Here is a 12,557-nt window from a genome sequence, read left to right on the forward strand (position 1 = left end):
TGAACCAGTTATCCGGCGCCCCAGGCGCCGGTCCCCGAGCGGGGCCGACGGCGTCGAAGCCTCTTGAGACCAAGGCTTCCCCCCAGCCGCCGTCGGCCCTTTCGGAAGATTTCGCAGCGGCTAGGAGAGTCTCGGATGACAGATGTCAAAGTTGCTGGGCCGAGACCGATTCCGGCCCCGGCTGCACCCTTCACCTTCCCCAGTTACAAGAGCTCCGGTGCCACGGCCCTGGCCACGGGTGACAGAGCCCGCTGGATTAGCAGGTACCGCAGAATCCTCTTGGCCTTCGACCTGGCGGCGGTAACGCTGGCCGTGGCAGTGGCACACCTGGCGCGGTTCGGGGTGGCACCGGAATTCATGTCCGGCGGCGGCCCCGGCGTCAACATCTCCTACGTCGCCGTGTCCGCCGGCATCTGGGCGGCCTGGCTGCTGGCCCTGGCGGTCTACCGGACCCGTGATCCGCGGATACTCGGGACCGGGGTGGACGAATACAAGCGGGTGGTCAGCTCCACGATCATCCTGATGGGGCTGATTGCGGTGTTTTGCCTCGTGTTCCAGGTGGACATCTCCCGCGGGTACTTCGCGCTCGCCTTCCCTATTGGTTTGGGCGGCCTGATCCTTTGTCGATTCATCCTCCGGCTGTGGCTGGCAGGCCAGCGGGCCAAAGGCCGGTACCTGTCCACAGTCATCATTCTGGGACGGCCCAAGGACGTCAGATATGTGGCAGCACAGATTCAGCGCCAGAAAGGATCGGGATACCGGGTCATCGGCGCAGCGCTAACCAGTCCCGGGCACTGCGAGGTGGGAGGCAGCGGCAACCCAATCCCCGTGATCGCCGACCGGAACACCGTAGTGGACGCCGTGCGGCGCCTGCGGGCGGACGCCGTCATTGTGGCGGGCCGCATGAAGGGCCACAGCGCCTACGTGCAGGAACTGGGCTGGCAGCTGGAGGAATCGGCCACCCAGCTGATTCTCACTACCGGCCTGACCAACGTGGCGGGCCCGCGAATCCATACCCGCCCCGTTGAAGGCCTTCCCCTGATGCATGTGGAGCTTCCGCAGTACGCCGGCGGAAAGCATGTCCTCAAGCGCGGGCTGGACATGCTGCTTTCCGGTGCCGCGCTGCTGGTGCTGATTCCGGTCTTCGCGGTGTTGGCCGTGCTCATCCGCAGGGACAGCCCCGGGCCCGTGATTTTTCGGCAGGAGCGGGTGGGCCGCGGCGGCGAACCGTTCGAAATGCTCAAGTTCCGGTCCATGGTGCAGACAGCCGAGGATGACCTGGCCGGACTCCTGGACCGCAACGAAGGCGCCGGCCTGCTCTTCAAAATGCAGCACGATCCACGCGTCACCAGCGTTGGGCGGTGGATGCGGAAGTACTCCCTCGATGAGCTGCCGCAGCTGTGGAACGTCTTCCTGGGACATATGTCCCTCGTTGGTCCCCGGCCGCCGCTCCCGCGTGAAGTGGCCCAGTACGACGGCGCGGTGCACCGGCGGCTCTACATCAAGCCCGGCCTGACCGGCATGTGGCAGATCAACGGACGGTCGGAACTCGACTGGAAGGACGGAGTGCGGCTGGACCTGTACTACGTCGAAAACTGGTCGCTTGCCGGCGACCTCATCATTCTCTGGCGCACGGTGCAAATGCTCCGCCGCCCAGTGGGCGCCTACTAATTCACTCCCTTCCGGCTGCGGCTGGTCTCACCACTAAGAAAGCGGAAACCATGAAGACGTCATCACTCACCGGAGGGATCAGCCGTGCGTATCCAAATGCATGATTTTTCCGGCCATCTCTTTCCTGCCGAGCTGTCGCGTGCACTGGTGGCCCGGGGACATTCCGTGGACCATGTGTATTCCACCCAGTACGCCAGCGGGAAGGGGACGTTGGTACGGACAGCGGGTGACTCTGAGCGCCTTACGTTTTCGCCGCTCACGGCGGATCTGCCGTTCCAGAAGTACAGCGCCCTCGGTCGGATCCGCTTCGAACGGTCCTATGCGGCCGTGTGGGAGGATCACGTCCGCGCAACCAAACCGGATTGTGTCGTGGCCTGCAACATGCCGCTGTTCACCCTGGATGCCTTTCGGCGAACCGCCGCACGACGCAAACAGCCCTGGCTGCTCTGGCACCAGGACCTCTTCAGCAATGCCATTTCCGAGGAGGTCAGCCGGCGACTGCCCGGGCCGGCAGCCATCGGGGGCCGTGCCTTGGTACGCCGCATGGAAGCGGAGGTGGTGCGCGCAGCCACACAGGTGGTGGCGATTGGTGAACAATTCCGCCAGGCGTATCGGCTCTGGGGGCTAACCACGGATCACGTCACGGTTATCCCCAACTGGGCGCCGCTGGATGAGATCACGCCGCGTCCGCGGGAAAACGCCTGGTCGGCACAACACCTTCCGCCTGAGCCTGAACTCCGGCTCGTGTATGCAGGAACCCTCGGACGAAAGCACAATCCGTTGCTGCTCACCGCACTGCTGCGGCAGGCACTGGCTGCCGGCCTGCCTGCCCGGTTGATCGTGGCCTCAGAGGGGGAAGGAATCGAGATGCTGCGGGAGGACGTCAAGCGTGAGCCGCAGCTTCCTGTCACTTTGCTGCCCTTCCAGCCGGCAGCAGAGTTGCCGGACATGCTGGGAGCCGCCGACGTGCTCGTCACCATCTTGGAACCCGAGGCTTCCCGCTTCTCCATTCCCAGCAAGGTGCTCTCCTCCCTGGCCGCGGGCCGGCCAGTGCTGGGACTGATGCCCGAAGACAACCCTGCGGCCGCTGACATCAGGGCTGCAGACGGGTTTGTCGGCCCGCCGACGGACTTCGGAATCGCTGGGGGCGTGGGATGGCTGCGCCGGCTGCACCGGGATCCTGAGGCTGCCCGGGCGGTGGGAGCCAAGGGACGGATGCTGGCAGAGACCAGATTCGGAATCGGACCCATCACGGACCGCTTTGAGGCAGTCCTACGGACCACGGTTCCGGGAGTTCCGGTGCCCCGGCTTCGCCCCGCACATGCTGCCCAGCGGCACTTCCTGCGGAAGGTTTCCTGATGGTCCGGCAGGATCTGCCGCGCCGCCGTCCTCCGGTCATTGACCTCTCGCAGGCGCCGGGAAGCGGTGAATCATGGGACCGGCCCCGGGCCGTGGTGTATCTCTGGTCCGCCTGCGAGCTGCTGTTCGTATCAAATCCGTGGCAGATCAGTTCCCGCCTGCGCGTGGGGGTGCTGCGGGCTTTCGGAGCAGAGATTGGCGACGGCGTGATCTTCCGTCCCCGGACACGGGTGAAGTCGCCCTGGAAACTGCACATCGGAGAGCGCAGCTGGATTGGCGACGGTGTCTGGTTCCATAATCAGGACCACGTCTATGTGGGCGCCGACGTCGTGATCTCCCAGGAGACTTTCCTGACTACGGGGAGCCACCGGGTACGCAGCGACATGGGGCTGATCACCAGCCCCATTCGGATCGGCGACGGCGCCTGGATCACCTCCCGCTGCATGGTGCTCGGCGGCTCCCGGATCGGGGAGTCCGCAGTGGTGCAGCCAATGACAACGGTCAAGGGAGAGGTGGGCGCCAACCGCGTCTATGGAACGCCGCAGCCGCCGGTGGAACTGGGGGACCGGTTTGTTTCCGGGACCGCCGGTCCCCGCGAAACGGATACCCGGGAGCGGGCATGATCTGCGCCCGGAGGCTCCGCTTATCCGGCGGCGGGTTCCTGGACCATGTCCTCGAGGAGGGGGAAGATTTTCGCGGCCAGGTAGGCGTGGCCCGCATCGGTGGGATGGATTCCGTCCGCTCCGATCAGTCCTTCTTCGGCGCCGGCAAACCAGCCTTCCTCCAGGGCATCGACGTACACCACATCGTTCTCCGCAGCGGCCCGTTCCATCGCCGCGTTGTTGGCAGCGATGAAGTCGGGAACGTCGGCATCCACCCAAACCGGTCCGACAACAAGGATTTCCGCCTGCGGAGCCATCTCATGGATGTCGGAGTACAGCAGCTTGGCCGCGTTGTACATGGTCTCGTCGTCCTGCCGGCCGTCGTTGCGGCTGCCGAAGACCAGCACCACATCAGCGGTGGGGCGGATGCGGAGCGTGGCGGCCTCCCGAAACACCAGGTTGGTGGTGCCCCGGGCCAAATAACCGGAGCCGGGCTGCGCAATGACGTTCAGCTCAACGCGGTCACCCAACTCGTAGAACCGGGTACCGGCCACGCGGGTCCAGTTGGCGGGGCCGGTGCCGCCCTCGGCGGAGCCGGCCACATAGGAGTCACCCAGGATATCGATCTGGGGAACCTTCTCAGAGACGGACTCCGTCACGGACTCCGGTGTACCTGCGGGGCGGGTAGCGCCGCTCGCTTCCCTCGACTGGGACATCGCGTAAAAGGTCAGCAGCACCGCGGCCGCCAAAAGGGCGAGGAAACCCATGACCTGGGGCCACCGGCGAATGAAACGGGAAGTTCGGCGATTATCGCGTCGAGTTGACATTCCTAAAGAGTAACCGAGCGGCCGCTTCGAAGAAACGCTTATCCAAAACACCAGAATACTTGCTTCAGGGGGGAATTACGTGAATAAAATACCTGTCTCGGTCTTAATTCAAACCAAAAACGAGGAAAACGGAATTACGAGCTGCCTGGCTGAGCTCAGTGAATTTGACGAGGTTATTGTTGTTGATTCCAACAGCACAGACCGCACCGCCGAGCTGGCCAAGGACGCCGGGGCAACGGTCATCAACTTCACTTGGGACGGGAAGTTTCCGCAGAAGAAGCAATGGATGCTCACCGAGGTGGAAACCCGCAACGAGTGGTTGCTCATCATGGACGCGGACGAGTTCCCCACGCCGGAGCTGGCCGCTGAACTGCGTGCCATTGCCGAGGACCCTGCCGAAGTCCGGGTGGCCTTTGACGTGCCTGTTGCCTACCACTTCGCCGGCGCGGACCTGAAGTACGGTCACCGCGTGGTGAAGCGGACGTTCCTGCGGCGGGGGAGGAACTCCTACCCCAACATCGATCTGCTGCATTTTCCCGGTATGGGGGAGCAGGAGGCCCACTACCAGCCTGAAGCATTCGGTCCCGTAGGCAGGACCACCGCCATGCTGTTCCACAATGACAGGGATCCGGTGCGGACATGGTTTGACCGGCACAACCTCTACTCCGACTGGGAAGCCTCCATCCGCATCCACCCTGAAACCCGGGGCAGCGTGCGCAAGTCCAAGAGCAGCCAGGGGCGCCGGTTTGACGCGCTTCCGTTGAAGCCCCTGGTGTTCTTCCTGTACAGCTATGTGCTGCGCCGCGGGTTCCTGGACGGCAGGGCGGGGTTCGACTACGCCCTTGGCCTGTCCATGTACTACTGGCAGATCGGTCTGAAGTCGCGCGAACTGCAGCGGGAGCAGACGGCAAACCATGGATAACCCCGTAGAAGCGCCGCAGCGCGGCCTGAACATTCTGCAGGTTGGCGGACTGGCCGGCCCCGGAGCGGCCGCCGGAGGTGTCTGGGCGGTTGCCAGGACGCAGCGTGCAGCCCTGGCGGACCTCGGCGAAAACGTCGAACTGGTGGGCGGCTGGCTCGGCCGCGTGCCGGCGGCCGCTGACAGCGGTAGCGGTACTGACCGGGACCCGGCGACGCTGTTCCGGGTGCGGCGTCCGTTCCCCGGAGCCCGCCTGCGGGGCCTGGTGAGCGTGCGGTTGCCGCGCTATGTTGCCGCACGCGCCGCATCCGTGGACGTGGTCCAGATGCATTTGTGCCGTGATTTCATCACCACCGCAGCCACGGTACTGCTGAGACGGAGCAACACCGCCGTCATTGCCCAGTCCCACGGAATGCTGGTCCCGTCACGCTCATTGCTGATCCGGATCTATGACGCACTCATCACCCGTCGGCTGATCCGTGTTCCGCGGCTTTGGCTGACGCTGACGGAGGATGAGGAGCGCGGCCTGCAGCAACTCGGGGTTGATCCAGCGCGGATGCGCCGGGTCGTCAACGCAGCTGCCGCAGCCGAACACAGGTGGTCGGATCCCGAGCAGCAGGTGTACCTGTTTGCTGCACGGCTGGCCGCCCGGAAACAGCCGGCCGTGTTTGTCCAGGCCGCTCTGGAAGCGCTGGACCGCGGACTTGATGCCCGCTTTGTCCTGGCCGGCCCCGACCAGGGTGAAGCCGCCGGGATCAGGGAACTGATCGCCGCGTCGGCGCACGCGGGCCGGTTCCAGCTGTTGGGTGAGCTGTCTCCGGCACAGGTGCAGAGCGCCATGGCTGCCTGCACGGCGTACGTGCTGCCGGCCCTCAAAGAGCCGTACCCCATGTCGGTCATCGAGGCGGCGGCGGTGGGAACACCGCTGATTGTGACCGCACAATGCGGCCTTGCGGCTGACCTGGCTGAGGGGGAAGCTGCCCTTCTGCCCGAGCCCACAGCAGAGGCCTTCTGTGAGGCCATGCTGGAACTCTCCAATGACCCGGTCCGCCGCGCCCAACTGGGATCAAACGCCCGCCGCGTGCACCAGCGGCTGTGGTCCACCCAGTCACTGGCCGCAGACCTCCGCAAACTGTGCCTGGAGGCAGTGGAAGAAACCGACGGAAGCGCGGCTGGAACCATCAGGGCTGTTGGGCCCGTTCAGCCCAAGGGAGGCCGGTCATGAGTACCGTACAAGTTAGCCGTTCGGCGCCGGCGGCAAAGAAGCGCGCGGAAGGCACGCGGCCGGGCGTACGCACCGCCGTCGCGCTGGTGGCCTTTCTGCTGTTTGCCGTGGTCTTTCCGCTGGTGATCCATGGTGCCGGCACGGTCTACTTCAGCGACACGGATTTCGCGATCCGCTATACCGTGGCGCTGTACGCGTCGGTGAAGCTTGCCCTGCTGCTGTTGCACAGCGAGATCCGCCCTACTGCCGGAGTGTTCTGGATTTTTGTCTACACCGGAATGGGACTCGCGCCGCTGGCACAGCTGACTACCGGCCGCTCCACGGCTTTGGCCGTGCAGGTGGACGACGCCGCACTGACAACAACCACCCTGCTCATCCTGGTGGGTTGCATCTGCTTTGACGTGGCATATCACCTGAAGCTGCGCAGGCGCGGACCCCAGCCACAGCAGCGGTTCCGCACGCTGCGCAGCATGGACGTGCTGCGCGTCTTCTCGGTGGCGGCCGTGGTGGCGGGGCTGGTGTACATCGTGCAGGCGGGCGGTCTCTCCGTGTTCTTCCTCAGCCGCCAGGAGGCCGGCCACGCACTGGATGAGATCAACCCTGACAGCGGGCATGCGCTGCGTGCCATCATTTCCTCTGCGGGTTCGGTGGGCTGCCTGACAGCACTGATTTTCTATCTGCACGTCTGGCGCACCCGGGACCGCACCCTGACTGCCGTGGACGGTCTCCTGATGGCAGCGCTGGCGGTGATGAACGTTGTGGTTAACAACCCGATTTCGAATTCCCGCTACTGGACCCTCGCGGTGGTCTTTGGCCTGCTGCTGCCCCTGATCCGGGGACGGAAGGGTTTGTTCAACGCTGCCGTGGCCGGGGGCGTCATAGCGTCCATTGTCATCTTTCCCCTGTCGGACATCACCCGACGGGCGGGCGGGCAGGGGACACCGCTGAACCTGGAGTCGGTCTGGGTGGTCATCGCCACCAAGGACTATGACCAGTTCACCATGTTCGCCAACACCCTGGCCTACACCGACAACAGCGGCCTGTCCTGGGGCATGCAGGCCCTGGGTCCGCTGCTCTTTTGGGTGCCGCGCGTCGTGTGGGCTAACAAACCGCTGGATACGGGTGTTGAAGTGGGTCAGTGGATGAACAGCGTCAACCTCAACCTCTCGGCACCCCTGTGGGCAGAGGCCTGGATCAACTTCGGCCTGATTGGCCTGATCGTGGTGTTCGCTGCACTGGGCCTGCTCTCACGGCGCCTTGACCGGGGATTCCGGCCGGAGATCCTTAGCAAGGGGTCGGTGGGATACCTGGGCATTTCCATTTTCGCCGGGTATCTGTTCATTCTGCTGCGCGGGTCTCTGCTGCAGTCCATGGGGCGGCTCATGATCCTGGTACTTTCGGTCCTGATCCTGACCGCTGTCACTAACCGCCGAGAAAGGCTGCAGTCATGAGTCAGACCCTCCCTCAGACCCGGGTTTCCTTCAGGGACTCGTTCAACCAGCTCAAGCAGGCGCAGAAAACCCGCAAGGGCGTGCCGCTGTACCTGCTGTACATCAACAGGCCGGCGGGCCGAACCGTGGCGGCAGCACTGCGCAATACCCGGTTGACGCCTAACCACGTCACTGCGGCCGGCGCGGTTCTCACTTACGGTTCGCTGCTTTGGCTGGCCTTCGGAGCGACGGCCAACCTGTCATCGGCACTGGTGGGATTGCTGCTCGCAGCCGGATACGTCCTTGATTCAGCCGACGGACAGCTGGCACGTCTGCAGGGCAGCAGTTCGGCCTTCGGTGAGTGGCTGGACCACGCGCTGGACAACGGCAGGATCACCGTCATGCATGTGGCGGCCTTCTGCTTTTTGGCCCGGAACACGGACTATGACCACATCCTCCTGGCTGCAGCCTGTGGACTGTTTTTGCTTGCCAGCTCGTGCATTTTCTTCGGCGGCGCACTCATTGATCAGCTGCGCAAGAGCAGGCGGGCCGCGCTGGCCAGTGATGCCGGGCAGTCCGGTACGGCGGCCGTGCGCCCGGACAATGACCGGGCGAACAACCGGCGGATGCTGGTGCGGTCCGCCGTAACCCTGCCGGTGGATTACGGAGTGACCTGCCTGGCGTTTCTGCTGCTGCCCTGGCCGCGGGTGTTCCTGGCAGCCTATCTGGTGCTGGCAGCGGCGCACGTGCTGATGGCTGCGGCATTCCTGCCCAAGTGGCGGTCCGAGCTCCTGGCGCTGGGCTAGATGGGAGGATTCCGCCGGCTGGTCACCTTCGCGGACCAGGGTGTTTCCAGCATCTCCAACTTTGTTGCGGTGGCGGTGGCGGCAAACGTGGCAACAGTCCCGGAATTCGGCCAGTTCTCGCTGGCCTATGCCGGGCTGCTGCTGTTTCTGGGCGGGCAGCGGGCACTCGTGGGGGAAACCCTGCTGGTGCGCTACTCCAAGGTCGGCAAGCTGACCCGGGAAGTGTCCGCGGCCAGCCTTGGCGCCACAGCCCTGGTGGCAGTACCCACCATCTTGCTGCTGCTGGCCGGGGCCGTCCTCTCGGGCCCGGAAAACTCCCTCCTCTGGCTGGTCATGGCAGCGGCAGCGCCGTTTGTTCTCCTGCAGGACAGCATCCGGTACCTGTTCATCTGTCAGGGCCGGCCAGCCCGGGCACTCCTGATCGACGGCGTCTGGGCGGTGGGGTCCATCAGCGCGATGCTGCTGGCCGCCCGGTCCGGCGCCGGGTTGTGGGTGGTCCTGGCCTGGTGGGGCGCAGGTGCCGCCGCAGCGCTCGCAGCCGGCCTGATCCTGGCCCGCAGCGTGCCGGCCGTTCCTGCCGGCGTCCGCTGGCTGATGCTCAACAAGGACTGCGCGTTCCGCTACGTTGCCGAATTTGCGGGCCTCAACGCCTCCACGTTTGCTGTGCTCTATTTTCTCGTGTTTCCGCTGGGTGCCGCGGGCGTGGGGGCGCTGAGGGCAGCGCAACTGCTTTTCTCTCCCCTGAACACGGTCTTCAGCGCGATCAAGACGGCCGTTATCCCTGAACTCGTCCGGACCCGCGGGACCGGCGCGTTCCGCAGCAGGCTGCTGGAGACGTTTGTCCTGGTGCTGGTCCTGTGTCTGGGGTGGGGTGCAGCGGTGCTTTTGCTGCCGGCATCCGCCGGCGAGTTTGTGCTGGGGGAGACCTGGCACAATGCCTCCGAGCTGCGCTGGCCGTACGCCGTCCAGTACCTTGCGATGGTCCCGTACACAGTCCTCCTGGCTTATTTCCGGGCCGTTCAGGCCAACCGCTTGTCCACACTCATGCGCGGGGTTCTGGCGGCCCTGACTCTCGCGCTGCCCCTGGCCCTGGCCCTGAGCGGATCCGCTGCAGCCTCAGCCTGGGGGTTTGCGGGTGCGGTCGCAGTTGCCGCTGTCTGCGGACTGGTGGCGGTACGCGTGGGCCGGAGCTCTTCCGTCAGGCCTGCCGCGGGCGCCCTCGAACCGGTGGACTAACGTACTCAGACAGCACACGGACACACAAAAAAGCCTTCCGGGTGATGCGCTCCATTAGCTGCATCACCCGGAAGGCTTTTTGCTGTCTCCGGAGTCCTGCTCTTCCGGTGAACGGTCCTGAGGTCCTGCTGTCCTGTGGGGCCTGCGGTCCTGCTGTCTTCCAATGCCCGGGGCCGGCCCCGCAGAGCGGACCGGCCCGGACACCGGCGGTTTAGCTCTTGCTCAGGGCCCGGTCGCCCTGGCTGTCCCGGGCGATAGCCGCTTCGGCTTCCGCAACAGGAGAGGCGGGGCCGCCGTCGGCGTCCCGAATGACGGGCAGCGGCGTGATTCCGTAATCGGAGAGGTACGCGGAGTTGGCATCGGGGCCGGTGCGCGGAATGCGGTTGAGGACCAGCCCCACCACGTTCGCGCTCACCAGGCTGAGCTGTTCCACGGCCTTGGACAGGTTGTGCTGGCTAACCCGGGTTGCCCCGACCACCAGCAGAATGCCGTCCGTGTGGCGGGTCAGGATGGCGGCGTCGGCCACCGGCAGCACCGGCGGAGCATCCAGGATGACCATGTCGTATTCGGCCTCCAGTTCCTCGATCAGGTTTTGCATGGCCTCGGAACCGAGCAGCTCGGTGGGATTGGGCGGGAGCGGTCCGGAGGTCAGCACCGACAGGCCGCCGGTGCCCCAGTGCTGGGTTGCTTCAGCCAGGCTGGTGCGTCCGATCAGCACGGTGGTCAAACCGACGCTTCCTTCCAGGCCGGTGGCACTGGAAACTGAGGGAAGCCGCAGATCGGCGTCCACCAGGATGACGCGCTGCCCGCTCTGCGCGATGCTCAGTGCCAGGTTCAGCGCAACGGTGCTCTTGCCCTCACCTGCCTGGGATGACGTAATCACGAGTGATTTCATCTGCTGGCTGACCGCGGCAAACTCCAGATTGGTCCGCAGCTGCCGGAAGGCATCTGTCCCCGAACCGCCCAGGACGGTGGGCCGGCTGGTGTGCCGCGTGGATTCGGTGATCCCGCCCAGCAGCGGCAGATCGGTGGACTTGCGCAGATCAGTCTCAGTGCGCACGTGGCGGTCCAGAACGTGGCGGAGAATTGCCACCACCAGCCCCAGCGCAAGCCCGTACAGCAGACCCAGTGCCAGGTTCAGCGGCGTATTGGGGCTGGAAGCGGAGGACGGCGGCTGGGCCGTGTCCACCGAGGTGAGGCGCATGGGCGAAGGCAGTCCGTTGGTGGGCCGCTCCAGATCGGCAACTGCCGTAATCAGGCTGGCCACCACGCCGTTGGCAATGTCCGCCGCGCGCTGGGGCGAGGAATCCACCGCCTGGATTTCGATCAGAACAGTGTTGCGGGACGTGCCTGCTTTGACCTTGCCGGCAAGCTCCTGCGGCGTCATATCCAGGTCGAGATTCTCGATGACCGGGTTGAGGACCTGGGGCATGCTGACCAGCTCCACATAGGAGCCCACCCGGTTCAGGGAGAAAACGCTGCCCTGCTGCAGTTCGGCGGAGGTTTCAACATTTTGGGTGGAGACAAAAAGGTTGCTTGTTGCGGTATAAGTTTTGGGCATCAATACGGAAATTGTTCCTGCGGTGATGAGACCAATAAGTGCAAATGAGACTATGAGCATCCAATTGCGGCGAAGGATGAGTATTTGCTCGCGCATATCCATTGGTTACCCCTTCCCTAGGATAGGCAGAATTTGTGAACAGAAAAGGAAGCTGCAGATGAATGTCATGAACGGAACCACGAATAGCACTGGTCCGATTCCACGCGTGCAGCGTCAGCGCCGACAGTGACGGGAGCGGAGCCGTCAAAGGACCCGAGAAGCTCCCCGGAGCCGGCGTAGACCATGATGAGACAGCCTTCGGGCTGCCCGTAGGCCCGGTAGGTCCCCGGTGCGATCGAGGGCTGCTCGCCGTGCGGCGCTGCCCCTCCCACCGAGAAGACCCCGTCCGGGAATCCCAGGGCGGCCGCATCCAGGACGGGCTGCAGCTCGGGGCACAAAGCGGCGACGGCGTCGGCAGTGTCCTGCGAGGGACTCATGATGAGCTCGCTGAGCACTGACTCTTCGTCAACAGCACGGGCGCTGAGCAGCTGGTCGCAGCGTTCCTGGCCCACCTGCAGCACGGCGTTGGGGTCAATGCCCTCGGGCACCTTGTCCTGCAGGTATTGCTCCTGCTGTGCCTCGAAGGTTGGCACCGGCGCCGGCTGCGGCGACTGCACCACGGCCTCGGGCGCCGTCTGGGTACTTTCCGGGGCGGACGTCTCGGGTGCGCTGCTCGCACCGGCAGTCCCGCTGCTTGAGGGCGTGGCCGACGACGACGGCCCGCCGGGTGAAGCGGACGAAGCTGACGAAGCCGACGGCGGCGCCGCTTCGGGTGAGGGGTCGGAGGAACTGCATCCTGTTGCCATACCCAGCGCCGGCAACAGCAGCAGCCCCAATATTGATGGTTTGAGACCGGTTTTCATGGAGTGGGCTTTCTTTAGA

Annotated in this window: 11 protein-coding genes; 8 read left to right on the plus strand and 3 right to left on the minus strand. The window is 64.8% G+C overall.

Features of this window, described 5'->3' with window-relative positions; all coding sequences use genetic code 11:
- The first annotated feature begins 135 nt into the window (after positions 1-135).
- From CXR03_RS14460 to CXR03_RS14470, 3 genes are all read left to right on the plus strand, one after another.
- Positions 136-1,671, plus strand: coding sequence for a sugar transferase (locus CXR03_RS14460; protein ID WP_104104440.1), 1,536 nt, complete (start codon positions 136-138; stop codon positions 1,669-1,671).
- A gap of 84 nt (positions 1,672-1,755) precedes the next feature.
- The gene (locus CXR03_RS14465) at positions 1,756-3,030 is read left to right on the plus strand and encodes a glycosyltransferase family 4 protein (protein ID WP_146070530.1); all 1,275 of its coding nucleotides are present in this window, start codon (positions 1,756-1,758) and stop codon (positions 3,028-3,030) included.
- Positions 3,030-3,653 (plus strand): acetyltransferase, encoded by a 624-nt coding sequence (locus tag CXR03_RS14470; RefSeq protein WP_104104442.1) that lies wholly within the window; start codon positions 3,030-3,032, stop codon positions 3,651-3,653. The genes CXR03_RS14465 and CXR03_RS14470 overlap by 1 nt, the downstream gene beginning before the upstream one ends.
- A gap of 20 nt (positions 3,654-3,673) precedes the next feature.
- Here CXR03_RS14470 and CXR03_RS14475 read toward each other — a convergent pair whose 3' ends face one another.
- A complete protein-coding gene (locus tag CXR03_RS14475) occupies positions 3,674-4,459 on the minus strand; it encodes an SGNH/GDSL hydrolase family protein (RefSeq protein ID WP_104104443.1) in 786 nt (261 codons plus the stop codon).
- A 79-nt stretch (positions 4,460-4,538) separates the two neighbouring features.
- Here CXR03_RS14475 and CXR03_RS14480 point away from each other — a divergent pair, with 79 nt between their 5' ends.
- Genes CXR03_RS14480 through CXR03_RS14500 form a run of 5 tightly spaced genes read left to right on the plus strand, consistent with a single transcriptional unit; the run spans position 4,539 to position 10,075 of the window.
- Positions 4,539-5,381 (plus strand): glycosyltransferase family 2 protein, encoded by an 843-nt coding sequence (locus CXR03_RS14480; protein WP_104104444.1) that lies wholly within the window; start codon positions 4,539-4,541, stop codon positions 5,379-5,381.
- Entirely contained in the window at positions 5,374-6,603 is a 1,230-nt protein-coding gene (locus CXR03_RS14485) for a glycosyltransferase family 4 protein (protein ID WP_104104445.1), read from the plus strand. Before CXR03_RS14480 ends, CXR03_RS14485 begins: the two co-directional genes overlap by 8 nt.
- A complete protein-coding gene (locus tag CXR03_RS14490) occupies positions 6,600-8,054 on the plus strand; it encodes an O-antigen polymerase (protein WP_104104446.1) in 1,455 nt (484 codons plus the stop codon). The genes CXR03_RS14485 and CXR03_RS14490 overlap by 4 nt, the downstream gene beginning before the upstream one ends.
- Positions 8,051-8,839: a CDP-alcohol phosphatidyltransferase family protein gene (locus CXR03_RS14495; RefSeq protein WP_104104447.1), complete on the plus strand. Its 789-nt coding sequence runs from the start codon at positions 8,051-8,053 to the stop codon at positions 8,837-8,839. The genes CXR03_RS14490 and CXR03_RS14495 overlap by 4 nt, the downstream gene beginning before the upstream one ends.
- A complete protein-coding gene (locus CXR03_RS14500; RefSeq protein ID WP_104104448.1) occupies positions 8,840-10,075 on the plus strand; it encodes a hypothetical protein in 1,236 nt (411 codons plus the stop codon).
- A gap of 211 nt (positions 10,076-10,286) precedes the next feature.
- Here the strand turns inward: CXR03_RS14500 and CXR03_RS14505 are convergent, their stop codons facing one another.
- Positions 10,287-11,732 carry a polysaccharide biosynthesis tyrosine autokinase gene (locus CXR03_RS14505; protein WP_181034626.1) on the minus strand — a complete coding sequence of 482 codons (1,446 nt, stop codon included), beginning with the start codon at positions 11,730-11,732 and terminating at the stop codon, positions 10,287-10,289.
- Positions 11,733-11,800: 68 nt separating this feature from the next.
- Entirely contained in the window at positions 11,801-12,538 is a 738-nt protein-coding gene (locus CXR03_RS18185) for a hypothetical protein (RefSeq protein ID WP_146070531.1), read from the minus strand.
- Between the last annotated feature and the right edge of the window lie 19 nt (positions 12,539-12,557).

The sequence above is a fragment of the Arthrobacter sp. 08Y14 genome, from assembly GCF_002929455.1.
In the GTDB taxonomy this organism is placed as follows: Bacteria; Actinomycetota; Actinomycetes; order Actinomycetales; family Micrococcaceae; genus Arthrobacter_B; species Arthrobacter_B sunyaminii.